The 26,870-nt window shown below is 72.1% G+C and carries 24 protein-coding genes; 6 read left to right on the top strand and 18 right to left on the bottom strand.

Annotated elements, in window-relative coordinates; translation table 11 throughout:
* Positions 1-18: 18 nt before the first annotated feature.
* From flgL to LRS07_RS10180, 7 genes are all read right to left on the bottom strand, one after another.
* Positions 19-1,215: a flagellar hook-associated protein FlgL gene (gene flgL / locus LRS07_RS10210; protein ID WP_260501808.1), complete on the bottom strand. Its 1,197-nt coding sequence runs from the start codon at positions 1,213-1,215 to the stop codon at positions 19-21.
* A gap of 6 nt (positions 1,216-1,221) precedes the next feature.
* A complete protein-coding gene (flgK, locus tag LRS07_RS10205) occupies positions 1,222-3,153 on the bottom strand; it encodes a flagellar hook-associated protein FlgK (protein WP_260501807.1) in 1,932 nt (643 codons plus the stop codon).
* Positions 3,154-3,163: 10 nt separating this feature from the next.
* Entirely contained in the window at positions 3,164-4,063 is a 900-nt protein-coding gene (gene flgJ, locus LRS07_RS10200; protein WP_260501806.1) for a flagellar assembly peptidoglycan hydrolase FlgJ, read from the bottom strand.
* Between the two features lie 9 nt (positions 4,064-4,072).
* Positions 4,073-5,221, bottom strand: a complete 1,149-nt coding sequence (locus LRS07_RS10195; RefSeq protein ID WP_260501805.1) for a flagellar basal body P-ring protein FlgI — start codon at positions 5,219-5,221, stop codon at positions 4,073-4,075.
* A 46-nt stretch (positions 5,222-5,267) separates the two neighbouring features.
* A complete protein-coding gene (locus LRS07_RS10190; RefSeq protein WP_260501804.1) occupies positions 5,268-5,957 on the bottom strand; it encodes a flagellar basal body L-ring protein FlgH in 690 nt (229 codons plus the stop codon).
* A gap of 91 nt (positions 5,958-6,048) precedes the next feature.
* Entirely contained in the window at positions 6,049-6,828 is a 780-nt protein-coding gene (gene flgG, locus LRS07_RS10185; protein WP_260501803.1) for a flagellar basal-body rod protein FlgG, read from the bottom strand.
* A gap of 78 nt (positions 6,829-6,906) precedes the next feature.
* A complete protein-coding gene (locus LRS07_RS10180; protein WP_260501802.1) occupies positions 6,907-7,848 on the bottom strand; it encodes a LysR family transcriptional regulator in 942 nt (313 codons plus the stop codon).
* 125 nt (positions 7,849-7,973) lie between these two features.
* Here LRS07_RS10180 and LRS07_RS10175 point away from each other — a divergent pair, with 125 nt between their 5' ends.
* Both LRS07_RS10175 and LRS07_RS10170 read left to right on the top strand, forming a co-directional pair.
* Positions 7,974-11,498, top strand: a complete 3,525-nt coding sequence (locus LRS07_RS10175; RefSeq protein WP_260501801.1) for an indolepyruvate ferredoxin oxidoreductase family protein — start codon at positions 7,974-7,976, stop codon at positions 11,496-11,498.
* A gap of 28 nt (positions 11,499-11,526) precedes the next feature.
* Complete coding sequence (locus tag LRS07_RS10170; protein WP_260501800.1) at positions 11,527-12,501, top strand: tripartite tricarboxylate transporter substrate-binding protein; 975 nt, start codon at positions 11,527-11,529, stop codon at positions 12,499-12,501.
* Between the two features lie 21 nt (positions 12,502-12,522).
* Here the strand turns inward: LRS07_RS10170 and flgF are convergent, their stop codons facing one another.
* From flgF to flgB, 5 genes are read right to left on the bottom strand one after another with little or no spacing between them, the layout of a single operon-like run.
* Positions 12,523-13,257 (bottom strand): flagellar basal-body rod protein FlgF, encoded by a 735-nt coding sequence (gene flgF / locus LRS07_RS10165; RefSeq protein ID WP_260501799.1) that lies wholly within the window; start codon positions 13,255-13,257, stop codon positions 12,523-12,525.
* Between the two features lie 53 nt (positions 13,258-13,310).
* Entirely contained in the window at positions 13,311-14,546 is a 1,236-nt protein-coding gene (gene flgE / locus LRS07_RS10160) for a flagellar hook protein FlgE (protein WP_260501798.1), read from the bottom strand.
* A 46-nt stretch (positions 14,547-14,592) separates the two neighbouring features.
* Positions 14,593-15,273, bottom strand: a complete 681-nt coding sequence (locus tag LRS07_RS10155; RefSeq protein WP_260501797.1) for a flagellar hook assembly protein FlgD — start codon at positions 15,271-15,273, stop codon at positions 14,593-14,595.
* Positions 15,274-15,296: 23 nt separating this feature from the next.
* Positions 15,297-15,704: a flagellar basal body rod protein FlgC gene (gene flgC, locus LRS07_RS10150; RefSeq protein ID WP_260501796.1), complete on the bottom strand. Its 408-nt coding sequence runs from the start codon at positions 15,702-15,704 to the stop codon at positions 15,297-15,299.
* The gene (flgB, locus tag LRS07_RS10145; protein ID WP_260501795.1) at positions 15,704-16,108 is read right to left on the bottom strand and encodes a flagellar basal body rod protein FlgB; all 405 of its coding nucleotides are present in this window, start codon (positions 16,106-16,108) and stop codon (positions 15,704-15,706) included. The genes flgC and flgB overlap by 1 nt, the downstream gene beginning before the upstream one ends.
* Before the next feature lie 131 nt (positions 16,109-16,239).
* Here flgB and flgA point away from each other — a divergent pair, with 131 nt between their 5' ends.
* The 3 genes from flgA (at position 16,240) to LRS07_RS10130 (ending at position 17,921) form a co-directional block, all read left to right on the top strand.
* Positions 16,240-17,028, top strand: coding sequence for a flagellar basal body P-ring formation chaperone FlgA (gene flgA, locus LRS07_RS10140; RefSeq protein ID WP_260501794.1), 789 nt, complete (start codon positions 16,240-16,242; stop codon positions 17,026-17,028).
* 160 nt (positions 17,029-17,188) lie between these two features.
* Positions 17,189-17,485, top strand: a complete 297-nt coding sequence (gene flgM, locus LRS07_RS10135) for a flagellar biosynthesis anti-sigma factor FlgM (RefSeq protein ID WP_260501793.1) — start codon at positions 17,189-17,191, stop codon at positions 17,483-17,485.
* Between the two features lie 46 nt (positions 17,486-17,531).
* Positions 17,532-17,921, top strand: a complete 390-nt coding sequence (locus LRS07_RS10130) for a hypothetical protein (protein ID WP_260501792.1) — start codon at positions 17,532-17,534, stop codon at positions 17,919-17,921.
* Positions 17,922-18,069: 148 nt separating this feature from the next.
* On the opposite strand, the gene LRS07_RS10125 is transcribed toward LRS07_RS10130, so the two are convergent.
* From LRS07_RS10125 to LRS07_RS10105, 5 genes are read right to left on the bottom strand one after another with little or no spacing between them, the layout of a single operon-like run.
* A complete protein-coding gene (locus LRS07_RS10125) occupies positions 18,070-18,564 on the bottom strand; it encodes an aminoacyl-tRNA deacylase (protein ID WP_260501791.1) in 495 nt (164 codons plus the stop codon).
* A gap of 37 nt (positions 18,565-18,601) precedes the next feature.
* Positions 18,602-19,681: an aldose epimerase family protein gene (locus tag LRS07_RS10120; protein WP_260501790.1), complete on the bottom strand. Its 1,080-nt coding sequence runs from the start codon at positions 19,679-19,681 to the stop codon at positions 18,602-18,604.
* A 16-nt stretch (positions 19,682-19,697) separates the two neighbouring features.
* Positions 19,698-20,831, bottom strand: coding sequence for a galactokinase (gene galK / locus LRS07_RS10115; RefSeq protein ID WP_260501789.1), 1,134 nt, complete (start codon positions 20,829-20,831; stop codon positions 19,698-19,700).
* On the bottom strand, positions 20,828-21,916 hold the full coding sequence (gene galT / locus LRS07_RS10110; RefSeq protein WP_260501788.1) for a galactose-1-phosphate uridylyltransferase: 1,089 nt from the start codon (positions 21,914-21,916) through the stop codon (positions 20,828-20,830). Before galT ends, galK begins: the two co-directional genes overlap by 4 nt.
* A 13-nt stretch (positions 21,917-21,929) precedes the next feature.
* Positions 21,930-23,711 carry a glycoside hydrolase family 2 protein gene (locus LRS07_RS10105; RefSeq protein ID WP_260501787.1) on the bottom strand — a complete coding sequence of 594 codons (1,782 nt, stop codon included), beginning with the start codon at positions 23,709-23,711 and terminating at the stop codon, positions 21,930-21,932.
* Positions 23,712-24,053: 342 nt separating this feature from the next.
* On the opposite strand from LRS07_RS10105, the gene glf reads away from it, so the two are divergent.
* On the top strand, positions 24,054-25,244 hold the full coding sequence (gene glf, locus LRS07_RS10100) for a UDP-galactopyranose mutase (RefSeq protein WP_260501786.1): 1,191 nt from the start codon (positions 24,054-24,056) through the stop codon (positions 25,242-25,244).
* A gap of 45 nt (positions 25,245-25,289) precedes the next feature.
* Here the strand turns inward: glf and ntrC are convergent, their stop codons facing one another.
* Positions 25,290-26,828: a nitrogen regulation protein NR(I) gene (gene ntrC / locus LRS07_RS10095; RefSeq protein ID WP_260501785.1), complete on the bottom strand. Its 1,539-nt coding sequence runs from the start codon at positions 26,826-26,828 to the stop codon at positions 25,290-25,292.
* Between the last annotated feature and the right edge of the window lie 42 nt (positions 26,829-26,870).

The following is a 26,870-nucleotide window of genomic DNA, read 5'->3' as shown; positions in this document are numbered from 1 at the left end:
GGTGTCGCCGGCCGGGCGTCAGATGTACTGGAACAGCGAGAGCTTCTGCACCGCCGCGTAGGCCTTGAGCGCGGCATCGTAGCCGGTCTGCTTGTTGGTGAACTCGGAGATCGCCTCCACCATGTCCAGGTCCTGTGCCTGCGACTGCTCGCCCTGGGCGAAGACCTTCATCTGGCCGTTGCGGTCGGTGGCCAGGTCGGCGCGGTTGAGCACCTGGCCCACCTCGCTGCGCAGCGCCATCAGCGAGCCGGCGGCGGCGTCCAGGTCGCGCAGGCTGGTCTGCACGGTCTGCGCCCGCTGGCCGGCGGTCTGGCTGGTGTCGGACAGCTGGGCGATGGCGTTGTCGAAGACGGCGAACACGCTCAGGTCCGGCGTCGACGGCTGGACGTCGAAGCGGTCGCCGTCCTTTGGCTGGCCGCTGACGGTGAAGCGCAGGCCGGCGCCCGCCAGCACCACCGGCTGGCCGGTCTGGTAGGCGGCGCCGCTGACCGGCACGCTGCCGTCGCTGCCGGTGATGTCGTAGGTGGTGGTGCCGTCGGCGGCCACGGTGAAGGTCATCGACCAGGTGGTCTGGCCGTCGTACAGCCGCGGGTCGTCGACGCGGCCGGCGTCGATCCAGGCGTCGCCGGTGTTGGTCGCCGCGCGGGCGGTCTCGAAGACGCCGTTGCCGCTCATCACCTGCGAGAAGGCGCGCCGGCCGTTGACCGTCAGCGGCATGCCGTCGGCCGAACCGCTGCGCAGCGTGCCGTCGACCGCGGTCGGGTTGCCGGCGGCGTCGAAGGGCGGCTGGTCGGGCGACAGGCCGCCGAAGAGGTAGGTGCCGGAGCCGTCGGTGCTGTTGGCCACCGCCAGCAGCTGGCCGCGCAGCTGCTGCAGCTGCTGCACCAGGGCCTTGCGCTCGCCGGCGCTGTAGCTGGCGTTGCCGGCGGCGACCAGCGCCTCGCGCGTCTGCTGCAGCAGCTCGCCGGCATTGCCCAGCGCCGACTCGGCCAGCGTCATCGCGTTCTGCCCGGCGGACAGCGCCCGCTGGTCGGCGTCGAGGTTGCCGACGGTGGCCAGCGCCCGTTCCACACGGGCCGCGGCGGCGGGGTCGTCGCTGGCGCGCTCCACCCGCTTGCCGCTGGTCAGCTTCATCTGCAGCTCGGCCAGCTCGCGCTGGCGCTTCTGCAGGGTGTCGACGGCGTTGTCGTAGGCGCTGGAGGTGGCGACTCGCATGGTGGATTAGGTTCTGGCGGTCTCGAGCAGGGTCTCGAAGACGGACTGCGCGACCTGCAGGATCTTGGCCGCGGCCTGGTAGCTCTGCTGGAAGCGCATCAGCTTGGCGGCCTCCTCGTCGACGTTGACGCCGGTGCGCGACTTGACGGCCTCCTCCGCGGACGCGGCGAGCTGGCCCGAGGTCTGCACGGCGGCGTCGGCGCTGCGCACGCGCACGCCGACGTCGGCCAGCGCCGCGGCGTAGGCGTCGGTGAAGGTCACGCCGTCGACCAGCCGCTGGTCGCGCAGCGCCAGCAGGCCGAGGGCGTTGCCGTTGTCGCCGGCGAAGGCGGTGTTGGCGGCGAGGCCGAAGCTGTCGTTCTGCTTCGGAGTGCCGGACAGCGTGAGCCGGATGCCGTTGCTCTCGATCACCGGGTTGCCGGCGGTCCACTGCCCGCTGCCCAGGACGTTGGCGCCGCTGTCCCGCAGCTCCCAGTTGCCGAGGTTGTCGGTGAAGACGACGCTGGCCCCCTGCAGCGGCGCGCTGGCCGTGGTGAGCACCTGCAGCGAACCGACCACCGCGCTGCCGCTGTTGCCGCCGGCCCCGGTGGCCACCAGCGCCGAGGCCGCCGCGATCTGCCGCGGGTCGGTGATCTGGGCACTCATGCCGCTGCCGGCGCGGGCCACCGGCTGCAGCACGAAGGCCTCGCCGGCACCGAAGCCACCGCCGGCGATGCCGACCTGCATGCCGTCGACCAGGCCGTCGCTGGTGTTGGCGACACCGCTGTCCGAGAGCGTGAAGACCTCGCCATCGGTCAGCCGCACGACGCGGTAGGCGTCCGACGCGCCGGTGGTGTTGGGGTTGACCTCGAGCCGGTAGTCGCTGGCCTGCAGCTGGCGCCAGTCGGCCACCGTCATGGTCACGTTGGCGTTGCTGGCGGCGCTGTTGCCCTTTTCCGGCAGCACGCGGGCCGCACCGACGGCGAACACCGGGGCGCCGGCGTTGCCCTGCAGGTCCAGGCCGTAGGACTGCTGGTCGTTGACCGCACCGGCCACCGACGCCGCGAGCTGGCCGAGCAGGTTGCGCGCGTCGCGCAGGTCGGTGTCCTGCACCGTCAGCAGGCCGGCGATCGAGCCGCCGCCCAGCGCCTCGGTGTGCAGGATGGCGCCGGTGCCCTTCATGCTGACGCGGCTCTGCGCGCCGTCGAAGCGGTCGGGCACCAGCTCCAACTGCTCGTGGCGGCTGCCCAGCACCAGCGGCTGGCCGCCGCCGATGAACACCGAGACGGTGCCGTCGGCCACCGGCTGGGTGGTCACCTGCACGTACTGGCTGATCTCCGAGATGAGGCGGTCGCGCTGGTCGAGCAGGTCGTTGGGCGGCTGGCCCTGGCCCTGCACGCGCGCGATCTGGTCGTTGACGTCGGCGATCTGCTTGGCCAGGCCGTTGACGGCCGTCACCGCCACGCCGAGGTCGGAGCCGATGCCCTGCTGGAAGCTGTCGAGCTGCGCGGACGCGGCGGCGAAGCGGCCGGCGACGTTGCGCGCCTCGGACAGGACGACCTGCCGCGAGGAGCTGTCCTGCGGCTTGGACGCCAGGTCCGACATCGAGTTGAGGAAGCGGTTGACCGCGAAGCCGATGCCCGCCTCGCCGGTGGGGAACACCGTCTCCAGCCGGCGCAGCTGCGCCTCGCGCGCGCTGTCGAAGGCCGCCATCGCCTTGGTGGTGGCCGCCTCGCGGGTCAGGAACTCGTCGTAGTCGCGGGTGACGGTGGTCACCTCCACGCCCTTGCCGAAGAAACCGGCGCCGGTGAACTGGCCCTGCGACGTCGTCAGCACCGCGGTCTGCCGCGAATAGCCGTCGACGTTGGCGTTGGAGATGTTGTGGCCGGTGGTTTCCAGCGAGGCCTGGGCCGCGAACATCGCGCGGATGCCCAAATTCATCAAGGCGCCGGTACCCATGTCCTCAGCCTCAGGCGGTCAGGGTGCGCTGCAGCCGCAGCGTGGTGTTGATGACGCGGGTCAGCTTGTCGGCGTAGGCCGGGTCGGTGGCGTAGCCGGCCTTCTGCAGGCCCTGGGCGAAGCCCTGGGCGGTGCCGGCGTTGGCCAGCACGCGCTCGTAGCGCGGGTTGTCCTTCATCAGCTTCGCGTAGTCGGCGAAGGACTCCTCGACGCTGGCGTAGGCGCGGAACTTGGCCTTGACCTTGGTCGGCTGGCCGTTGACGTACTCGGTGGTCGTCACCTCGGCGACGGCGCCCTTCCAGTTGGCGCCGGCCTTGATGCCGAACAGGTTGTTGGCGGAACTGCCGTCGGCGTTCTTGATTTCCTTCTTGCCCCAGCCCGTCTCGTGCGCCGCCTGGGCGATGAGGAAGCCGGCGGGGATGCCGGTCTGCTTCTCCACCTCGCGCGCGGCGTCCTGGTTGCGGGCGACGAAGTCGCTGGCCTTGCCGAGGGCGCCCTGCGCCTGGGCGGTGGTCGCCGTCGTGCCGCTGCGCAGCGCGGCGGCGGCGGCCGTGCCCTTGGAGACATCGGTGCCCGCCGGCACGCCCATCTGGCGCTCCAGCTGGCGGGCGATGATGTCGGCCAGCCCGCCGGGCTGGCCGCTCATCTTGGTGGCGAACTGGGTGTCGAGCAGGTCGGTGGCCAGCTTGCCGCCCTCGCCGCCGTCGGTCAGGCCGCCCGGCATGGTGGACTGGCGCATGCCCTTCATCAGCTCCTGCATGAAGAGCGACTCGAACTGCACCGCCGCCTGGCGGATGGCGCCCTTCGGGTCCTGGCCGGCCTTGGACTTGATGGCGTCCAGGCCGCGGCCGTCGGCGGCCAGGCCGCCGATCACGGCGTTGGGCAACTGGGTGGTGGGGATCGCGGACATCAACTCACCTCAAATCACTTCGATCTCGGCGTTGAGCGCGCCGGCGCTCTTCATCGCCTGCAGGATGGCGAGCAGGTCCTGCGGCGTGGCGCCGAGCGCGTTCAAGGCGCGCACCACGTCGGCCAGCTTGGCGCCGGCCGGCATGTTGACCAGCGCGCCGGCGTCCTGCTTCATCGTGATGTCGGCCTTCTCGCCGACCACCGTCTGCCCCTGCGAGAACGGCGCCGGCTGGCTGACCACCGGCTGCGAGCTGATGGTCACCGACAGGTTGCCGTGCGCCACCGCGCAGGCCTCCAGCGTGACGGCCTGGTTCATCACCACCGAGCCGGTGCGGGCGTTGATCACCACCTTGGCGGCGGGTGCGGCCAGGTTCAGCGGCAGGTTCTCGATGTCGGCAAGGAAGGCGACGCGCTCACCCGGCGTCATCGGCGCGCGCACGGCGACCGTGCGGCCGTCCATGGCCTGCGCCACGCCGGCGCCCTTGGCGGCGTTGATGGCGTTGGCCACCGCGCGGGCGGTGTTGAAGTCGGCCGCCATCAGGTCCAGCTGCAGGGTGTCGCCCTGCACCAGCGGCGTGGCCACCGCACGCTCGACCGTCGCGCCCTGCGGCACCCGGCCGGCCGAAAGGTGGTTGACCTGCACCTTGGAGCCGCCGGCCGAGGCGCCCGCGCCGCCGACGACGACGTTGCCCTGCGCCAGCGCATAGACCTGGCCGTCGGCGCCGCGCAGCGGCGTGGCGATCAGCGTGCCGCCGCGCAGGCTGCGCGCATTGCCCAGCGAGGAGACGGTGATGTCGATGGCCTGGCCCGGCTGGGCGAAGGCCGGCAGCTGCGCCGTCACCATCACCGCGGCCACGTTGCGCAGCTGCATGGCGGTGCCGGCGGGCACCGTCACACCCAGCTGCTGCAGCATGGCGTTCAGGCTCTGCGTGGTGAAGGGGGTCTGCGTGGTCTGGTCGCCGGTGCCGTCCAGGCCGACCACCAGGCCGTAGCCGGTGAGCTGGTTGGTGCGCACGCCCTGCACCGCGGCCACCTCCTTGATGCGGGTGGCGGCCTGGGCGCGGTGCGGCGCCAGCAGCAGCGCGCCGAAGGCGGCCGCCGCGATGATCAGCACGGCCTGGCCGCAGACACGGAGCAGCTTGCGAACGGAGGGGGGCATGGTGGGACGGACGGGTACGGCAGCCATGCCTGGATCTTGAGCGGCCTCAGATCGGCAGAAGGTTCAAGAAGAAGCGGCTGAGCCAGCCTATTCCCTGCGCGTCGGCCTGCTGCCCGCGGCCGCGGTGCTCGATGCGCACGTTGGCGATCTGCGTGCTCTGCACCTGGTTGCCCGGCTGGATGCTGCGCGGGTCGATCTGGCCGGAAAAGCGCAGCACGTCGACGTTGTGGTTGACGCCGATCTGCTTCTCGCCGGCCACCAGCAGGTGGCCGTTGGGCAGCACGCCGGTGACGGTGGCGGTGATGGTGCCGGAGAAGTCGTTGGTGTTCTCGGTCGAGCCCTTGCCCTCGAAGCTGTTGCTGGAGCTGCCCGAGGCCGAGCTGCGCGTCAGCGAGCTGTTGCGCAGGAAGGGCACGGCCGACAGGCCGGCCTCGACCTTGCCCGACTTGTCGACGCTGCTGGTCGAGCGCTGGCTGGCCGACACCTTCTCGACGATCTGCACGACGATGGTGTCGCCGACCAGCCGCGCGCGGTGGCTTTCGAACAGCGGCCGGTAGGCCGCCGGCTGGAAGATGGCGCCGTTGGGCTGCGCGGCCACCGGCAGCGGCTGCGGCAGCGCGCTGGTGGGCGTGGCCACCTCCACCGGTGGCGGCGGGGTGAGCGACGGGATGCTGGTGCAGGCGACGAACAGGACGCCCGACATTGAGACGATGGAGGAACGAAGAAGTGCGTGCATGTCTCGGTCTCGTCAAGCGGCCACCACGGATCTGGCTCCGCCAGGCCGTCGGTTGCGGCCCCCTCGAGGGCGCCGCCGGGCGGTACGGGGGCTACAGCTGGGCCAGGCGTTGCAGCATCTGGTCGCTGGTCTGGATCGCCTTCGAGTTCATCTCGTAGGCCCGCTGCGTCTGGATCATGCCGACCAGCTCCTCCACCACGTTGACGTTGGAAGTCTCGACGTAACCCTGCTGCAGCGCGCCCATGCCGTTGGCACCCGGGGCGCCGGTCTGCGCCGCGCCGGAGGCCGGCGTCTCGGCGTACAGGTTGCCGCCGCGTGCCTCCAGGCCGCCCGGGTTGACGAAGCCGGCGAGCTGCAGCTGGCCGAGGTTCTGCTGCGTGTTGCCCGGCAGCGTGGCGGTGACCGTGCCGTCAGCGGCGATGGCCACCGCCTGCGCGGTGGCCGGGATGGTGATGCCCGGCTGCACGACGAAGCCGGCGTTGGTCACCAGCTGGCCGTTGGCGTCGACCTGGAAGGCACCGTCGCGGGTGTAGCCGGTGCTGCCGTCCGGCAGCTGGATCTGGAAGAAGCCCTGCCCCTTGATCGCCAGGTCCAGGTTGTTGTTGGTCTGCTGCAGGTTGCCCTGCCCGAAGTTGCGGCTGGTGCCCACGGCACGGGTGCCGAGGCCGAGCTGCAGGCCGGTGGGCGCCTGCGTCTGCTCGCTGGTGTTGGCGCCGGCGGCCCGCAGGTTCTGGTAGATCAGGTCCTCGAAGACCGCATGCGACCGCTTGTAGCCGTTGGTGGCCACGTTGGCGAGGTTGTGCGAGATGGTGTCCAGCTGGGTCTGCTGGGCCTCCATGCCGGTCTTGGCGATGGCGAGCGAACGGATCATCGGGGGCTCCTGCGATGGCCACCGATGGTGTGCCGGCGGCGTGCCGGCCAAGCCGCCATAAGCGCCGCGGATGCCGCCCTATTCCGGCGTGTCGGCCACGGCGGGCGCGGGCGGGGCGTGCAGCACCTCGAAGATCAGCTCGCGCAGCCAGCGGTGCCCCGGGTCGGTGTGCGACCGCGGGTGCCAGTAGGTGTTGATCGACAGCGGCGGCACCGCGAACGGCAGCGGATGGGCCTTCAGCGGCAGCCGCCCGCGCACCAGCTCGCCCACCACGCTCGGCACGGTGGCCAGCAGCTCGGTGCCGCACAGCATCCACGGCAGCGACATCGTGCCGCCGGCGACGAGCGCGATCCGCCGCCGCACGCCCAGCGGCGACAGGCCGCTGTTGTGCAGGTGGTCGTCCGCCCCGCTGGGCACCACCACATGCGACTCCGACTCGTACTGCTGGCGGCTGAGGCGGCCGCGCAGCCGCGGATGACCGGCCGCCGCCAGCACCACGAAGCCGCTGTGGAACAAGGTCTGCTGGTACATGCTGGAGGCCGGCCCGGACACGTTGCCGAAGGCCAGTTCCACCTCGCCCACCTCCAGCGCCTGCATCAGGTCGGTGTTGCGCACATGGCGGTTGCGCAGCGTGCAGCCGGGCGCGTCGCGGCGCAGCGCCGCCAGCATCGGCGGCAGCGCGTACACCTCCGAGATGTCGGACATGGCGGTGAGGAACTCCCGCTGCGCCCGCGCCGGCTCGAAGCCGGCCACCGGCAGCACCCGCTGCTCCAGCAGCGCCAGCACGTCGCGCACCGCCTGCGTCAGCTCCAGGCCGCGCGGCGTCGCCACCATCGCCGCGCCCGAGCGCACCAGCAGGTCGTCGCGAAACACCTTGCGCATGCGGGCCAGCGCCCGGCTCAGCCCCGACTGCGTCATGCCCAGGGCGTCGGCGGCGCGGCTCACGCTGCGCTCCGACATGACGACCAGGAAGGCACGAAGCAGGTCGAGGTCGATCTGGCGGAGTGCACTGTTGCGCATGGCGTGTATGACTGCGGGGACATTCACGAGGCCCGCGATCGTACTTATCTTGCGGGCCTTGCCGGAGACCACCGGTCCGCCGCCGCCGTCGCGGCCGACCGGAAAAGAAGGATGAAGACCCCCCGATGAACGCTGCCCTGCCGACTGCCGCCGCCCGGGCGCCGCAGGACGTCACCCTCGACGACAAGTACGCGGCGCCGTCCGGCCTGGCCTTCATGAGCGGGGTGCAGGCCCTGGTGAAGCTGCCCTTGCTGCAGCAGCAGCGCGACGCGCTGGCGGGCCGGCGCACCGCCGGCTTCGTGTCCGGCTACCGCGGCTCGCCGCTGGGCGGCTACGACCAGGAGCTGTGGCGCGCCAAGGCGCACCTGGCGCGCCACGACGTGGTGTTCCAGCCGGGCGTCAACGAGGACCTGGCCGCCACCGCGGTGTGGGGCACGCAGCAGCTGGGCTTCGCGCCGCCGGACCGCCGCCGCTTCGACGGCGTGTTCGGCCTCTGGTACGGCAAGGGGCCGGGGGTGGACCGCTCGGTGGACGTGCTCAAGCACGCCAACATGGCCGGCACCACGCCCTGGGGCGGGGTGGTGGCGGTGGCCGGCGACGACCACATCGCCAAGAGCTCCACCGTGGCGCACCAGAGCGACCCGGTGCTGCAGGCCTGCGGCATACCCGTCTTCTTCCCGGCCGGCCCGCAGGACATCCTGGACCTGGGGCTGCACGCGTATGCGCTCAGCCGCTACGCCGGCGTCTGGTCGGGGCTGAAGGTGATCCAGGAGGTGGTGGAGTCCAGCGCCTCGTTGGACGTGGACCCGGCCCGCGTGGCGCTGCACCTGCCGCAGGACTTCGTGCTGCCGGCCGCCGGGGTGCACATCCGCTGGCCCGACGCGCCGCTGGAGCAGGAGGCGCGGCTGTACGAGGTCAAGCTGCCCGCGGTGGCGGCCTACCTGCGCGCCAACCGGCTCAACCGCGACGTCATCGCCTCGCCGCAGGACCGCTTCGGCCTCATCGCCAGCGGCAAGGCCTACAACGAGACGCGGCAGGCGCTGGTGGCCCTCGGCCTGGACGCGGCCGAATGCCGCCGGCTGGGCATCCGCCTGCACAAGGTGGCGGTGGTGTGGCCGCTGGAGCCCGACAGCGCCGCCGCCTTCGCCCGCGGGCTGCAGCAGGTGCTGGTGGTCGAGGAGAAGCGCCCGCTGATCGAGCAGCAGCTGAAGGACCTGCTGTTCCACTGGCCGACCGCGGTGCGGCCGCAGGTCGCCGGCAAGGCCGACGAACACGGCGAGCCCGGCGCGCCGCTGCTGCGCCAGCACGCCGACCTGTCCACGCCGCTGATCGCCGCGGCGATCATGCAGCGGCTGGCGCGGCTCGGTCTGGACGCCGACACCACCGCCCGCCTCCAGGAGCGCCTGGCCCGCCTGCAGGCGCGCGACGCGGCGCTGCGCGTGCTGCCGCCGCAGGCGCAGCGCACGCCCTGGTTCTGCTCCGGCTGCCCGCACAACACCTCCACCGTGGTGCCGGAGGGCTCGCGCACCATGGGCGGCATCGGCTGCCACCTGATGGCCATGGGCATGGAGCGCAACCTGGTCGGCTTCACGCAGATGGGCGGCGAAGGCGTGCCCTGGGTCGGCCAGCAGCCGTTCACCACCGAGCCGCACGTCTTCGCCAACCTCGGCGACGGCACCTACTTCCACTCCGGCCTGATCGCCATCCGCCAGGCCATCGCCGCCGGCGTCAACATCACCTACAAAATCCTCTACAACGACGCGGTGGCCATGACCGGCGGCCAGCCCATCGGCGAGCGGCCGGAAGGCCACACCCCGCTGCAGATCCTGCGCAGCCTGCAGGCCGAGGGCGTGCGGCGGCTGGTGGTGGTGACCGACGAGCCCGCGCGCTACGACGGCGTGGCGGTGCCCGACGGCGTGACGGTGCACCCGCGCACCGAGCTGGACCGCCTGCAGCGGGAGTTCCGTGAGCTGCCCGGCGTCACCGCCATCGTCTACGACCAGACCTGCGCCACCGAGAAGCGCCGCCGCCGCAAGCGCGGCACCCTGCCCGACCCGGCGCTGCGGGTGATGATCAACGACCTGGTGTGCGAGGGCTGCGGCGACTGCGGCGTGCAGTCCAACTGCCTGTCGGTGGAACCGCTGGAGACGGAGTTCGGCCGCAAGCGCACCATCAACCAGAGCAGCTGCAACAAGGACACCCGCTGCCTGGACGGCTTCTGCCCCAGCTTCGTCACCGTCGAAGGCGGCCGGCTGAAGAAGAAGGCCGGCGCGGCGCCGGCACCGGCCGCCGACCTCCTGCCCGAGCCGCCGGAGCCGGCGCCGACACCGCTGGCGGGGCCCTACGGCATCCTGGTCGCCGGCGTCGGCGGCACCGGCGTCGTCACCATCGGCCAGGTGCTGGGCATGGCCGCGCACCTGGAAGGCCGCGGCGTGGTGACGCAGGACGCCACCGGCCTGGCACAGAAGGGCGGCGCCACCTGGAGCCATGTGCTGTTGGCGCCGCGGCAGGACGACATCCTCACCACCCGCATCGACGTCGCCGGCGCCGACCTGCTGCTCGGCTGCGATCCGGTGGTCGCTGCCAGCCGCGAGACGCTGCTGCGGCTGGACCCGCAGCGCACCCGGGTGGCGCTGAACGCGCACGCCGTGCCCACCGCCGCCTTCGTCCGCAACGCCGACTGGACCGACCCGTCGCAGGCCTGCCTGCAGGCGGTGACCGGCCAGCTGGCCGACGGTGCCGTGGCCGCGGTGGACGCGGAGGCGGCCGCGGTGCGGCTGCTGGGCGACAGCCTGTATGCCAACGCCTTCCTGCTCGGCTTCGGCTGGCAGCGCGGCTGGGTGCCGCTGGCGCGGGCGTCGCTGCGGCGGGCGATCGAGCTCAACGGCGTGGCGGTGGCCGCCAACCTGGCGGCCTTCGAGTGGGGCCGCCGCGCCGCCCATGCGCCGCAGGCCTTCCGCGACGCCATCACGCCGGCGCAGGTGGTGACGCTGCAGCCGCGCGAGTCGCTGTCCGCGCTGGTGGCCCGGCGCGAGCAGTTCCTCACTGCCTACCAGGACGCCCGCTACGCGGCGCGCTACCGCGCCGTCGTCGAGCGGGTGGCGGCGGCGGAGCGCCCGCTCGGCCGCAGCGAGCTGGCGCGGGCGGTGGCGCACGGGCTGTTCAAGCTGATGGCCTACAAGGACGAGTACGAGGTGGCGCGGCTGCACGCCGACAGCGGCTTCCGCGAGCGCGTCGCCGAGCAGTTCGAGGGTGACTTCCGCATCGCCTACCACCTGGCGCCCCCCCTGCTGTCGCGGCGCAATGCACGCGGCGAGCTGCGCAAGCGCCGCTTCGGGCCGGCCACCATCGTCGTGCTGCGGCTGCTGGCGCGGCTGCGCCGGCTGCGCGGCACCGCGCTCGACCCCTTCGGCCACACCGCCGAGCGGCGCGAGGAACGCGCGCTGATCGACGAGTACCGCGACGACATCGAGTCGCTGCTGCCGCACCTCACCGCCGACAACCACGCCCTGGCGGTGGACCTCGCCCGCGTGCCCGAGCAGATCCGCGGCTACGGGCATGTGAAGGCGCGCCACCTGGCCGCGGCGCGCCAGCGCTGGGCGGCGCTGCGACAGGCCTGGCACGGCGGCGCGGCCCGGCGCGCCGCGTGACGACCCACAACGACCACAGGAGACGAACATGACCACACGACGCACCTTCCTCCAGGCCTGCGGCGCCGCCGGCGCCGCGGCGGCCCTTCCGGCGCGGGGGGCCGACGCGCCGCTGGAGCTGGCGCGCATCTTCGTCGGCTTCCCGCCCGGCACCGCGGCCGACGTCGCGGCACGCAAGGTGAGCGAGCGCCTCCACAAGGGCTACGCCAAGACGGTGGTGATCGAGAACCGGCCCGGCGCCGGCGGCCAGCTGGCCATCGCGGCGATGCGCGGCGCGCCCATCGACGGCTCGCACCTGCTGTCGGTGCCGATCTCCACGCTCGGCACCTACCCGCACACCTACAAGAAGCTGCTGTACGACACCTTCGCCGACCTGACCCCGGTGAGCAACGGCTCGCGCTTCGACTACGGCCTGGGCGTCGGCCCGGCGGTGCCGGAGAGCGTGAAGACCGTGCCCGAGCTGATGGCCTGGTTCAAGGCCAACCCGAGCCGGGCGGCGATCGGTTCGCCGGGCGCGGGCTCGGCGCTGCACTTCATCGTCATCATGCTGGGCCGGGCGGCCGGCGTCGAGGTGAACCACGTGGCCTACCGCGGCTCGCCGCCGGCCATCCAGGACATGATGGGCGGCAACCTCGCCGCGCTGTGCACGCCGCTGGGCGCCTTCCTCAACCAGCCGCGGCTGCGCCTGCTCGCCAGCTGCGGGCCGACGCGCAGCCGCTTCACGCCCAACGTGCCGACGCTGGCCGAGCAGGGCTACAAGGACCAGGTCTACGAGGACGGCTTCGCGTTCTTCCTGCCCGGTCGCACGCCGCCGGAGGTGGTGCGGCGCCTCAACACCGCGCTGCGCGAGACGCTGTCCGACCCGGCGATGGCCGAGGCGATGGCCGGCTTCGGCCTCGAGCCGGCGCCGACCAGCCCGGAGCAGCTGGCCGCGACGCTGCAGTCCGAGCTGCAGCGCTGGGGCCCGATCGTGAAGTCCATCGGCTTCAGCGCCGACAACTAGGCCGGGTGGCGGCGCCGGCCGTCAGCCCTGGTTGCCCAGCAGCTTGGCGCCGGTCTGGCCGTTGGCCTCGGCGGTCTGCAGGATCTTCATCTGCGCCTCGAACTGGCGCGCCGCGGCGATCATGGCGACCATGGTCTCCACCGGGCTGACGTTGGAGCCCTCCAGCGCGCCCTCCTGCAGCCGGGCCGCCGGATCGGCCGGCAGTTCGTCGCCGGCGGCGCTGCGGAACAGGCCGTCGCCGCCACGCTGCAGCGGTGCCTCCGGCGTCACCAGCTTCAACTTGCCCACCGGCTGCGGCCGCTGGTTGCCCACCTTGGCGCTGACCGTGCCGTCGGCGCCGATGGCCACCTCGGCGTTGGCGGGCACCGTGATCGGGCCGCCGTCGCCCAGCACCGTCAGGCCCGAGCCGCGGGTGACCAGCTGGCCCTCGGCGTTGACGTCCAGCGCGCCGGCGCGGCTGTAGGCCTCGGTGCCGTCCAGGCCCTGCACCGCCAGCCAGGCGTTGCCGCGCATGGCGACGTCGAGGTTGCGGCCGGTGGCGGTGACGGTGCCCGGCTGCGCGTTGTAGCCGACGGTGGTCTCCAGCGCGTAGACCCGGGTGCTGGCGCCGTCGCCGCGCACCGGCACCGCGCGGAAGGCCTGCAGCTCGGCGCGGAAGCCCGTGGTCGAGACGTTGGCCAGGTTGTTGGACAGCACCTCCTGGCGCTGCATGGTGGCCTTCGCGCCCGCCATGGAGAGGTAGATCATGCGGTCCACTTCGAACCTGCCTTTCTCTTGTCAGCGCGGGAGCCCGGGCGCCGGGGGCGTCATTACCTCAGGTTCACCAGCGTCTGCATGACCTGGTCCTCGGTCTTGATCGTCTGCGCGTTGGCCTGGTAGATGCGCTGCGCCATGATCATGCCGACCAGTTCGCCGGTGAGGTCGACGTTCGACTCCTCCAGCGCACCGGACTGCAGCGAGCCCATGTTGCCCTCGCCCGGCATGTTGGGGATGGGCTGGCCGGAGGCGAAGGTCTGCGTCCACAGGTTGCCGCCGATGGCCTGCAGGCCCTGCGGGTTGCGGAAGGTGGCCAGCTGCACCTGCCCCGCCGGCTGCTGCTTGCCGTTGGAGTAGCGGGCCATGATGATGCCGGTCGACTCCACCGCGATGTTGACCAGCTGGCCGGAGGTGAAGCCGGTCTGCGTCAGGTCGCTGACGCCGAAGGACGAGCCGTACTGCGTGGCCTTGCTGAAGTCGATGCTGGTGGTGATGTCGAGCCGGCTGCCGTCGGCCGCGCCGGGGATGGTCAGCGGGATCGAGCCGGTGGGCGCCGAGGCCAGGCCGCTGCCGTCGGGGTTGAAGGTGAGCTGGATCTGCGCCGGGCTGCCGCCGTCCATCACCTGCGTGCCGTCGATGCTGAAGAACACGCTCCACTGGTCGGTGCCGCTCTTCTGGAAGTAGTAGGTCAGCGCCGCGTCGCGGCCCTGCGCGTCGTAGACGGTGACCGAGGTGGCGTTGTTGAAGTTGTTGGGGCTGGCCATCACGTCGCCGGTCTTCACCGCGGCGCGCGAGTCGAGGTTCATGTCGATGGCCATCTCGTCGGTGGCCTGCGGCGGCATGCGCGCGGTGCTGGACAGCTGCAGCGCCACCGGCCGGCCGCCCTGCGGGATGTTGCCCTGCGCGTCGGCCATGAAGCCCTGCAGCTGCAGGCCCTCGGAGTTGACGATGTAGCCCTCGCGGTCGACCTTGAACTGGCCGTTGCGGGTGTACAGCGTGCTCGCGCCGTCGGTGACCTGGAAGAAGCCCGAGCCGTTGATGGCCAGGTCCATCGGGTTCTCGGTGGTGGTCACGTTGCCCTGCGTGAACTGCTGCGACACCGACGCCAGCCGGGTGCCGATGCCCACCGAGTTGGTGCCCGCGCCGCTGAGCGAGGCGGCGTAGACGTCCGAGAACTCGCCGCGCGAGGCCTTGGCGCCGAAGGTGTTGGCATTGGCGATGTTGTTGCCGATGACCTCGAGGTTCTTGGCGGTGGCGTTGAGCCCGGAGAGGCCTTGCTGGAAACCCATGGTGGTCGGTCCTTGAAGTGGATCGGGTGCGGAAAGGGAAGCCGCCTTACAGCACGGCCTTGAGGCTGGTGTAGGCGGTCGCGCCGCCGGTCTGCAGCTGCAGGGTCAGGCTGTCGCCCGACAGCGAGACGGACTGCACCTTGTCGCGCGACAGGGGGGTGGCGTCGACGGCGGTGCCGGCGGCGCTGGCGGTGACGCGGAAGGTGTAGCGGGCATCGGCCTTGGCGGACGACGGCGGCGTCCAGGCCAGGTCCTGCCGGCCGCTGGCCTGCGCGCCCATCTGCAGGGTGTCGACCACCGCGCCGCTGGCGTCCAGCACCTCCACCTTCACCTTGTCGGCCTTGCCGTCCAGCTGGTAGGCGCCCAGCGCCTTGCCGTCGACCATCTGCAGGCGGTTGCCTTCGACCAGCACGTCGCGGCCGACCAGCGAGGCGCCCTGCAGCGCCTGCATCTGCGCGAACTGGGTGTTCAGGCCGGCGACGGTCCCGTTGAGCTTGTCGATGCCGGTGACCGTGCTGATCTGCGCCATCTGGCTGGTGACCTGCGCGTTGTCCAGCGGGTTCATCGGGTCCTGGTTCTGCATCTGCGCCACCAGCAGCTTGAGGAAGCGGTCCTGCTGGTCGGCGCTCTCGCTGGCCGCAGCGGCCTTCTTGTTCTTCGCCGCGGTGGCGGCCTGCAGCGCGGTCTGGCTCTCGGACAGCGTGCCGGTGATGGTGGAGAAGTCCATGCGTCAGCCTTTGGTGTTCGGGTTCAGCCCTGGCCGAGCTGCAGCGTCTTCATCAGCAGCGACTTGGCGGTGTTCATCACCTCGACGTTGTTCTGGTACGAGCGCGAGGCCGAGATCATGTTGACCATCTCCTCCACCGCGTTGACGTTGCTGTAGGTGACGTAGCCGTCGGCGTCGGCCTGCGGGTGCTTCGGGTCGTGCACCCGGCGTCCGGGGGTGGTGTCCTCGCTGACGGTGCTGACCGTCACGCCGGCGGCGCCGGCGGCGCCCATCAGCGCGGTCTGGAACACGACCTGCCGCGCCTTGTAGGCCTGCCCGTCGGGCCCGGCCACGGTGTCGGCGTTGGCCAGGTTGGAAGCGACGATGTTCAGCCGCTGGCTTTGCGCCGACACCGCGCTGCCGGCGACGTTGAAGATTCCAAACATGCTCATCACTGCCCCTTGATCGCGTCCATGAGGGTGCGCACGCTGCCGTTGAGGAAGCGCAGCGTGGCCTCGTACTTGACGGAGTTGTCGGCGAAGGCCGCGCGCTCGCGGTCCATGTCGACGGTGTTGCTGTCCAGGCTGGTCTGCGCCGGGCGGGCGTAGAGCAGTTCGGCCTCGCTGCGCGCGCCGGCCGGCGGCTGCAGGTGGCCGGCGGTGGCGGCCGCCATCTGGCGGGCCGGGGTGGCCGCGCCGGTGGCCTCCTTCAGCGCGCGGGCGAAGTCCATCTCGCGCGCCTGGTAGCCCGGCGTGTCGGCGTTGGCGATGTTGCTGGCAATCAGCCGCTGGCGCTCGGCGCGCAGCGTCAGGGCTTGGGCCTGGAAGCTCAGCGTGTCGGTCAGTCGGTTGATCATGGCGTCGGGATGCGGGGCCGGATGGCGGTCGATTCTCGGCAGCGCCCCGTCGCGACAGGCCTCGAACAACGGCCGCAACCCCCGCCAATTCCGGCCTGTGCCGGCGGGCGCCGCGCCCTAGAGTGCACAGCGTGAAACTCCGCCCTGTCCCGACCCTGCACCGGCCGCTGCCGCGCCGCGCGGGACGCCGCCTGGCCGAGCTGCTGCTGGCCCTCGGCGCGCTGGCCACGCTCGGCCTGCTGGCGCCGGCGCTGGCGCTGGCGCGGGAGGCGACCACCGGCGGCCCCGACGCGACGCTGGACGCGTCGCTGCAGCGCCTGCGCCACGACGCCACCCGCCAGCTGCAGGCCGACTGGCCCGGCGCCCGCGTGGAGGTCGTGGTCGGCGCGCTGGACCCGCGGTTGACGCTCGCGCCCTGCGCCCGGGTCTCGCCGTACCTGCCGGCCGGCAGCCGCGCCTGGGGCCGGACCCGCGTCGGCCTGCGCTGCGACGAGGGCCCGGTGCGCTGGAATGTGTACCTGCCGGTGACGGTGAGGGTGTGGGCCCGCGCGCTGGTCGCCGCGAATCCCCTGCCCGCCCACCAGCCGCTCACCGAGTCCGACCTGCGGGAGGCCGAGGTGGACCTGGCGGCCGCGCCCTCCCCTGCGCTGCGCCACCGTGCCGCGCTGCTCGGCCGCAGCCTGCAGCGGCCGCTGGCCGCCGGCGACACGCTGCGCCAGGCCGATTTGAAGGCGCGCCAGTGGTTCGCCGCCGGCGACACCGTCTCGGTGCTCGCCGTCGGCGGCGGCTACACCGTGCGCGGCGAAGGCCAGGCGCTGTCCGCCGGCTGGGAAGGCCAGCCGGTGCGGGTGCGCACCGAGGGCGGCCGGGTGATCAACGGCCGGGCCGTCGCCGAGCGCCAGGTCGAGGTGGCCCTGTGAGCCCGGCGCGCCATGCCCGGAACAGCGCCGAGGTCCCCCCTCGACTGCGGGGATCGACAGGTCCGGTTTCAAAAACGCCTAAAGTCAACCCCAGGCGGTCCGATACAGCCACCATGTTGACCGGGCCGAAGGATGTCGTCTCGGCCTTTTGGAGCACACCATGAAGATCGGCCACCTCGAGAACAAGCCCGCCGTCACCCCGGTCGGCACCGAGCGCAAGGGTGCGGCGGGCGACGCCACCGGCACCACCGCCACCGGCACCGAACCCAGCGCCAAGGTCGAGCTGTCGTCGGCGGCGCTGCTGGGCCCGGAGGGCGCGACCCCCGAATTCGACGCCGAGAAGGTGCAGCGCATTGCCCAGGCCATCCGCGACGGCAAGTTCCAGGTGAACGCCGACGCCATCGCCGACAAGTTGATCTCGAACGCGCAGGAAGTGCTGAGTCGCAGTTCGCACTGATCCTGCTTCCCGACCGCCGCCCCCAGGGCGGCCCACCCCCTGCGACATGACGCCTTCCGCGCCCCGCCCCGCCGACGCCCCACCCCTTGAGTCGCTGCTCGACGATGTCGAACAGCGGCTGGCCGCGCTGGGCGTCGCCCTGCGCGAGCGCGACGTGCACGCCATCGACCAGCAGGCCGGCGCGCTGCACCGGGCGCTGGCGCAGGCGGTGCACGGCTTCGGCCGCGCCGCCCGCGCCGGTGGCGTGCCGCCGCCGCTGCGCCGGCGCCTGGCCGATGCCAGCGGCCAGGTCGCCGCCCAGCGCGAGTCGCTGGCCCGCGCCACCGCGGCGCTGGACCGCGCCATCGACGTGCTGCTGCCGCGCTCGGCGGCTGGTCTGTATGGCGCCCATGGCGGTGCCGAGCGGGTGACGCACAGCGGGAGCCTGCAGGCCTGATTGACGATCGACCGGTTCGTCTTCGAACCGGGGAGAGCGTTGATGGGGCAGCCCCGGGGGCTCTTCGCGCTGCGGTCCGAGCTTCTTTGCGGGGCAGCCCGTGGGCCTGCGCGGCCCACGGGCTGCAACGCAAACAACAACAACAACCTCACCCCACCAACGCACACCTCACCAACCGTGCCCCCAGCACCCCCGTCAACACCAACGACGGCAGCCCCACCAGGAAGCCCCGGCGCCCGCCGTTGATGAGGATGCGCGGCAGCGCCAGCACGCTGGCCTCCACGAACACCGGCATTGCCTTCTTCAACCCGAACGGCGAGGTGCCGCCGACCAGGTAGCCGCTGTGCCGCTGCGCCACCTCGGGCGCGCACGGCGTCACCGACTTGACGCCGATCTCGCGCGCCAGCGCCTTGGTGCTGACCTGCCGGTCGCCGTGCATCAACACCACCAGCGGCGTCCCCCGGTCGTCCTGCATCACCAGCGTCTTCACCACCTCGTGCTCGGGCACACCGAGCTGGCGCGACGACTCCGCGGTGCCGCCATGCTCGACGTAGTCGTAGACGTGCTCGGTGTAGTCGATGCCGTGCGCCTTCAGCCACTGCGTGGCCGGCGTCTCGCTGACGTGCCTGTCCTTCTTCGCCATGGCGCCATGCTGCCATGGCCCCCGGGGCGCCGGCCGACTACACCGTGTCGAAGCAGTAGACCGCACGGTGCAGCCAGCGCTCGCCGGGGCGCAGCCACACCGAGGGGAAGTCCGGACGGTGCACGCTGTCCGGGAAGTGCTGCGGCTCCAGGCACAGGCCGGCATGGCGCTGCAGCGGCCGGCCGCCGCGTCCCTTCAAGCGGCCGTCGAGGAAGTTGCCGCTGTAGAACTGCAGCCCCGGCTGGCTGGTGGACAGCGTGAGCCGGCGGCCGCTGCGCGGCGCGGTCAGCACCGCGGCCAGGTGCAGCCCGGGCTGCTGCAGGTCGGGCACCCCGTCCAGCACCCAGTTGTGGTCGTAGCCGCCGGCATGGCGCAGCTGCTCGTCGGCCGCCCCGAGGTCCTGCCCGATCGGCTTGGCCGTGCGGAAGTCGAAGGGCGTGCCGTCCACCGGCCGGTGCTCGCCGGTCGGGATCAGTCCGGCATCCACCGGCGTGACGCGGGCCGCCGGCAGCTGAAGGCGGTGGTCGAGCACCGTGCCGCCGTCGCCCTCCAGGTTGAAGTAGGCGTGCTGCGTCAGGTTGACCGGGGTGGTGCGGTCGGTGGTGGCGCTCCACTGCAGGTGCAGCGCGTCCTCGGTCAGCGTGTAGACCACCTCCACCGACAGGTGCCCCGGGTAGCCCTCCTCCCCGTCCGGGCTGATGCGGCGGAAGCGCACCGACGGGCCCTCGGGCAGCAGCCGCACCTCGCCCTGCCAGGCGCGCTGGTCGAAGCCGCGCGCGCCGCCGTGCAGCGAGTGGGCGCCGTCGTTGGCGGCCAGCCGGTGCTCCGCGCCGTCGACGGCGAAGCGGGCGCCGGCCACGCGGTTGGCGACACGGCCGATGGTGCCGCCGAGGTAGGGCTGGCGGGGCGGTCGCCACCAGCCCGACGGCTCCTCGAAGCCCAGCAGCACCTCGCCGCCGACGCCGTGGCGGTCGGGCGCGCGCAGCGACAGCAGCGTGGCGCCCCAGTTCATCAGGGCGGCGCGCAGCCGGCCCATGACGAGGGTGTAGCAGCGCAGCGGCCCGCCCTCGGGGTCGCGCCCGCAGGCGGTCTCGTGCACGGCGCCGCCCTGCCCCATCACAACCTCCCGCCCTTCATGGCACCAGCTGCCGCCCCTGCTCGCCCTCGGCGGCGTAGTCGGCCAGCACCGGTTCGGCGATCGCGGCCAGCCGGTCGGCCGCGCACAGCGCGACGCAGGCGCCGCCGAACCCCGCGCCGGTGAGCCGGGCGCCGAAGACGCCGGGCTCGCGCTGCAGCCGCGCGACCAGCCAGTCCAGCGGCGGCACCGACACCTCGTAGTCGCCGCGCAGGCTGGCGTGCGAGGCGTTCATCAGCGCGCCGAACGTCTCGGCGTCGACACCGGCCGCGGCCTGCAGCACGCGGGCGTTCTCGGTGATGACGTGGCGCGCCCGGCGGTCCAGCGGCGCCGGCAGCGCGGCGGCCCGTGCCGGGTCGTCCACGTCCCGCAGCGCGGCGACACCGAGCGCCTGCGCGGCGGCCTCGCACTCGGCCCGCCGCTCGTTGTAGCCGCTGGTCGCCAGGCTGCGGCTGATGCCCGAATCGAGCACCAGGATGGCCGCGCCTGACGGCAACGGCACCAGCCGGCGCTCCAGGCTGCGGGTGTCGAGGAACAGCGCCTGGAACGGGTCGGCCAGGCTGCTCGCCATCTGGTCGAGGATGCCGCAGCGCACGCCGGCGTGTTCGATCTCGGCCCGCTGGGCCATGCGGGCGATCTGCACGTCGTCCCAGCCGGTGGCGAAGCGCGCCCGCAGCGCGCGCAGCACCGCCACCTCCAGCGCCGCGCTGGACGACAGGCCGACGCCCAGCGGCACGTCGGAAGCGATGCAGATGTCCAGCGGCGGCAGGGCCAGCCCGGCCTCCTCGGCCAGTCGCAGGCAGCCGTAGACGTAGCGGGCGAAGGGCTCGGTGGGCGGCTGGTCGTGGCTGAAGTGCGCGGTCGTGCCGAGCACCTGGGCCTGCACGCGCGTCAACGGACCGCTGGCCTGCCCCAGCGCCACCCGCGTGCGCTGGGGAATGGCCACCGGCAGCACGAAGCCGTCGTTGTAGTCGGTGTGCTCGCCGAGCAGGTTGACCCGGCCGGGGGCGGAGGACAGCGCCTCCGGCGGCCGGCCGAAGGCCTGCAGGAAGGCGGCCGAGACCAGCGGAAACGGGGCCTCGTCGACGACCGCCTCCACCGCCTGCGCCAGCGACGGATCGGCCTCGTTCATCGGTCCAGCTCCACCGGCACGGCCTGCAGCTCGGCGGCCTTGTCCTCGGGCAGGGCGTCGACCGCGAACCAGCCGGCCGCCAGCTCGGTGCCGGCCAGCACCTTGAGTTTGTCCGGCGTGCGGTACGGCGGCCACAGCTGCGCGTGCAGGTGCCAGCCGGGGTGGTCGCCCTGGCTGGGTGCGCTGTACCAGGCCATCAGGTACGGCATCGGCCGCTGCCACAGGCCGTCGTACTTCAGCAGCACCGTCTTCAGCGCGCGCGCCAGGTCCAGCCGGTCGGCGTCGCACAGCTGCTCGAAGCGCGCCACCGGGCGCCGGGTGGCGACCCACACCTCGTAGGGGTAGCGGGCGCAGGCCGGCACCCAGGCCACGGCGAGCTCGCCCAGGTAGAGCAGGCGTCGCGCGTGGTCGGCGATCTCGCGCTCGATCATCGTCTCCAGCAGGCCACGGCCGTGCTCGGCCAGGTGGGCCGCCTGCTGCTCGCCCATGCGCCGTGGCACCGGCGGCACCTCCGGGTAGGCGTAGATCTGGCCATGCGGGTGGTGCAGCGTGACGCCCACCTCCTTGCCGCGGTTCTCGAACGGCAGCACGTAGGCGATGTCGTGCTGCTGGCCGAGGTGGCGGCAACGGTCGCCCCAGACCTCGATCAGCAGGGCGAGGTGCTCCACCGGCAGCCGGCCGAGCGACGACGACGGGTCCTGCGTGAACACCACCACCTCGCAATGGCCGTTGCCGATGGCGGTCGGCACGGTCGACAGCGGCGCGTCGTGCGCGGCGGCGGTGAGCGAGGGAAAGCGGTTGTCGAACACCGCGACGTCCCAGTCGCCCGCCGGCAGCTCCGTCGGATGTTCGGGATCGCTCGTCACCGCGAGCGGGTTGTATTCCGGCGGCGGCAGGAAGGTCCGGTCCTGCCGGTGCGCCGCATAGGCCACCCATTCGCCGCGAAGCGGGTGCCAGCGCAGGTGCGGGTTGGGGTGCAGCGGCTCGGCGAAGGGGCTGGGCGCCTGCAGGCCGGTGTCGATCGGACGGCGGCTGTACAGCGTCAGCCGGCGGCCGTCGGGTTTGGTCAGTTGGAGCTGGTGCATCGCGGTCGTTCCATCAAACCCCGCCCGGAATGTGCGTCCTCGACTGGCTGGTCACCTTGCGGATCTCCTCGATCGGGATCTTCGGCGTGCGGTCCGCGTTGAGCAGGCCGTTCGCCTCCTGGAAGGTGTCGGCGAACTGGGTGTAGCAGAAGCCGGAGAACAGCGGCGTGTGGATGACCACGTCGAGCAGGCCCTTGTAGAGGTCGCGGAACTCGGCCTGCGTCTTGGCCACGGTGTAGCCCCAGGTCTGCTTGACGCCCTCCGGCGGCGACTGCACGAAGGCCACGCCGCCGAACTCGGTGAGCATGATGGGCTGGCCGCGGTGCGGGTAGCCGTCCAGCGTCAGCACCCGGCCGCCCGGGCGCCGGCGGTCGAACAGCTGCTCGGCCTTGGCTTCCTGGCCGTAGCGCTGGCGCAGGTGCTCGAAGTTGGCGTCGTAGTCGTGGATGCCGATGATGTCGGTGGCGCTCGACTCCCAGCCGTCGTTGCCGATCACCGGCCGCGTCGAATCCAGCGTCTTCGTCAGGTGGTACAGCGCCTCCACCGCATGGCGCTGCTCGCGCACGCTGGTCAGTTCCGGCACGCCCCAGCTTTCGTTGAAGGGCACCCAGGTGATGATGCAGGGGTGGCTGTAGTCGCGCTCGATGGCCTCGGTCCACTCGCGGATGGTGCGGCGGATGGCACTGCGGGTGAAGCGGTAGGCGCTGGGCATCTCCTCCCACACCAGCAGGCCGAGCTTGTCCGCCCAGTACAGGTAGCGCGGGTCCTCGATCTTCTGGTGCTTGCGCACGCCGTTGAAGCCCATGGCCTTGGCCAGTTCGACGTCCTTCTTCAGCGCGTCGTCGTCGGGCGCGGTCAGCAGCGTGTCGGACCAGTAGCCCTGGTCGAGCACCAGCCGCAGCGTGTAGGGCCGGCCGTTGAGCATGAAGCGGTCGCGCAGGATGCTCACGGAGCGCAGTGCGGCGTAGCTCCTGAAGCGGTCGAGCACCGTGTCGCCGCTGCGCAGGATGATCTCGGCGTCGAGCAGCGTCGGCCGCTCGGGGCTCCACAGCAGCTCGTTGCGGTAGTCGTCGATGCCGGGGTCGGACAGGATGATGGTGCGGTCGGCCTCGCCGTCGATGACGCCGTAGCGGTCGCGCGCCAGCACCCGCTCGCCGTGGCACAGCGCCACCTCCAAGGTCAGGTCGGCGGCCTTGTCGCCGACCACGCGGGCTTCGAAGGTGAGCGCGAAGCCGTGCACATGCGGCGTCCAGCGGATCTTGTCGATGTAGGTGCGGCCCACCCGCTCCAGCCACACCGTCTGCCAGATGCCGGTGGTGCGCGGGTACCAGATGCTGTGCGGCTCGAGCTGCCAGTCCTGCTTGCCGCGCGGCTTGGTCAGCTCGTGCGGGTCGTCTTCGGCGCGCACCGTCACCACCTGCGGGCCCTGCGGCCTCAACGCCCGGGTGATGTCGGCCATGAAGGGCGTGTGGCCGCCCTCGTGGGTGGCGACCAGGCTGCCGTTGACCCAGACCTGCGCGCGGTAGTCCACCGCGCCAAAGCGCAGCAGGACGCGGCCACCCTCGGCCGCGATGTCGAACTCGCGCTGGTACCAGGCCACCGCGTGGAAGCCGCGGTCGCCCAGGCCGCTGGCCTTCGACTCCGGCGGGAACGGCACGGTGATGGTGTGGCTCCAGCCCTCGATGTCGTCGGGGTGGCGGAAGCGCTGGGCGTCGTCCCAGCAAAAGCGCCAGGGGCCGTTCAGGCACTCCCAGTGATCACGGACGAGCTGGGGACGTGGGTAGGCGCTGGACAACGCGGCATCTCCTCGGCGCAGGCGGTCGATGCCGATGCGGGGCAACCGACAGGCCCGGACCCCTTGGGTTGCGGCCGGGCCCACCCGGGCACCACGACCAAGGTCCGCCGTTTGCCGAGGAGGGGTCTCCCCGGATGGAACCAGGAGACCGCCGCCGACGCGACTCCCCACGTCCCCGTCATTCTTTTCCCACGCCGGCTGCTCGCGTCGTCCGCGGCCGGTCCAAAGAGGAGCCGCCTTGAGCCTCATCGACCGCACCCCCTCCCCCAGCGCGTCAGCGGCGACGCCTCCGGCGCCGGGCTGAACGGCCACTCCCGCGCGGCGTCCGGCTTCGACTACCTGGTGGTCGGTGCCGGCTTTGCCGGTGCCGTGGTCGCCGAGCGGCTGGCCAGCCAGCTCAACCAGCGGGTGCTGGTGGTGGACAAGCGGCCGCACATCGGCGGCAATGCCTATGACCGCTTCGACGACGCCGGGGTGCTCATCCACCCCTATGGCCCGCACATCTTCCACACCAACTCGAAGGACGTCTTCGACCACCTGTCGCAGTTCACCGCCTGGCGCCCCTACCAGCACCGGGTGCTGGCCAGCGTCGACGGTCAGCTGGTGCCGATCCCGATCAACCTGGACACGGTGAACAAGCTCTACGGGCTGAACCTGACGGCGATGGAGCTCGACGACTGGTTCGCCTCGGTGGCCGAGAAGTGCGACCGCGTCGAGACGTCGGAGGACGTGGTGGTCGGCAAGGTCGGCCGCGACCTCTACAACAAGCTCTTCCGCGGCTACACGCGCAAGCAGTGGGGCCTGGACCCGTCGGAGCTGGACGCCAGCGTCACGGCGCGCGTGCCCACCCGCACCAACCGCGACGACCGCTACTTCACCGACACCTACCAGGCCATGCCGCTGCACGGCTACACCCGGATGTTCGAGCGCCTGCTGGCGCATCCGAACATCAAGGTGATGCTGAACACCGACTACCGCGAGATCGAGCAGTTCATCCCGTGGCGCCACATGGTCTACACCGGCCCGGTGGACGCCTTCTTCGACTTCAAGTACGGCAAGCTGCCCTACCGCAGCCTGCAGTTCGAGCACTCCACCCTGCCGACCGAGCAGTTCCAGTCGGTGGGCACGGTCAACCACCCCAACGACTACGCCTACACCCGCGTCAGCGAGTTCAAGCACATCACCGGCCAGCAGCACAGCCAGACCTCGGTGGTGTACGAGTACCCCTGCGCCGAGGGCGATCCCTATTACCCGGTGCCGCGCAAGGAGAACGCGGAGCTGTACCGCCGCTACGAGGCCGAGGCCGAGAAGCTGGAGCGGGTGAGCTTCGTCGGCCGCCTGGCGACCTACAAGTACTACAACATGGACCAGGTGGTGGCGCAGTCGCTGACGCTGTTCAAGCGGCTGCGCGAGCAGCACCTGGCCGGCCAGCAGGCCATCGAGATCGGCCCGCGCGTCGCCGCCGCGGTGGCCAACGGCGCACGACGGCCCGCCGCCAGCGTGGTGGCCAACGGCGCGGCCGGCGCGGCCTGATCCAAACGCATGGCGACGGCGCAAGACGCCGTCGCGAGACGGGGTTCAGTCGTCGAGCCCCAGCTCCTGGATCTTGCGGGTGATGGTGTTGCGGCCGATGCCCAGCTTGTGCGCAGCCTCGATGCGGCGTCCCCGCGTCAGGTCCAGCGCGGTGTGGATGAGCTGGCCCTCGAACTGACGGGTCAGCCGCTCCCACACCTCCGGGGTGCCGGACTCCAGCAGAGACCGGGCCTCGCGCTCCAGGTCGACCAGCCAGCGTGGCGGCGCGTCGGGGGCGGCCGGTGTGCCCGCCGGCATGGCGGACGCGATGACCGCCTCGGCCGACATCGGCGCACCGAGGGCGACCGGCGCCGTCGCCGTGGCGCCGAACGCCGGCGGCGACACGGTCTCGGCCGCCGGGCTGGCCGCCGCCGGTGCCGCGCCACCGCCGGCCGACGGCCAGAACTCGGGCGGCAGGTCCTTCGGCTCGATCACCTGCGCCGGCGCCATCACCGTCAGCCAGTGGCAGACGTTCTCCAGCTGGCGCACGTTGCCGGGAAAGTCGAAGCCCAGCAGCCGCTCCACCGCCGCGTCGGTGATGCGCTTGGTCTCGACGCCGAGTTCCTTGGCGCTCTTCTGCAGGAAGAAGCGGGCCAGCATCGGGATGTCCTCGCGGCGCTCGCGCAGGGCGGGCAGGCGCAGGCGGATCACGTTGAGGCGGTGGAACAGGTCCTCGCGGAAGGCGCCCTGCCGCACCCGGTCTTCCAGGTTCTGGTGGGTGGCGGCGATGACCCGCACGTTGCTCTTCAGCGGCTGGTGGCCGCCGACGCGGTAGAAGTGGCCGTCCGACAGCACCCGCAGCAACCGGGTCTGCAGGTCGAAGGGCATGTCGCCGATCTCATCGAGGAACAGCGTGCCGCCGTCGGCCTGCTCGAAGCGGCCGCGGCGCATGGTCTGCGCGCCGGTGAAGGCGCCCCGCTCGTGGCCGAAGAGCTCGCTCTCCAGCAGGTCCTTCGGGATGGCGGCGGTGTTGATGGCGACGAAGGGGCCGTTGCCGCGCGGGCTGTGCTTGTGCAGCGCCTGCGCCACCAGTTCCTTGCCGGAGCCGCTCTCGCCGGTGATGAGCACGGTCACGTTGCTCTGGCTGAGCCGGCCGATGGCGCGGAACACGTCCTGCATCGCCGGCGCCTGGCCCAGCATCTCGGGCATCTCGGCGCTGCGCTCGTCGCGCACCGCCTCGCGCAGGCTTTCCTCCACCGCGCGGCGGATCAGCTCCACCGCCTTGGTGACGTCGAAGGGCTTGGGCAGGTACTCGAAGGCGCCGCCCTGGAAGGCGGAGACCGCGCTGTCCAGGTCGGAGTAGGCGGTCATGATGATGACCGGCAGGCCGGGCAGCCTCGCCTTCACCTTGCCCAGCAGGTCCAGGCCCGAGCCGCCCGGCATGCGGATGTCGCTGACCAGCACCTGCGGCTGGTCGTCGTCCAGCGCGGCGAGGGCGTCGCGCGGGTTGGAGAAGCTGCGCACGGCGAACTGCTCGCGTGCCAGTGCCTTCTCCAGCACGAAGCGGATGGATTGGTCGTCGTCAACGATCCAGATGGGTTTCATGCGGCGGGCTTCGTGGTCCGCGGCCCCATCGGGGACGCTTCG

This window comes from Aquabacterium sp. J223 (genome assembly GCF_024666615.1).
Classification (GTDB): domain Bacteria; phylum Pseudomonadota; class Gammaproteobacteria; order Burkholderiales; family Burkholderiaceae_C; genus J223.
This window is presented reverse-complemented; position numbering and strand designations above follow the sequence as displayed.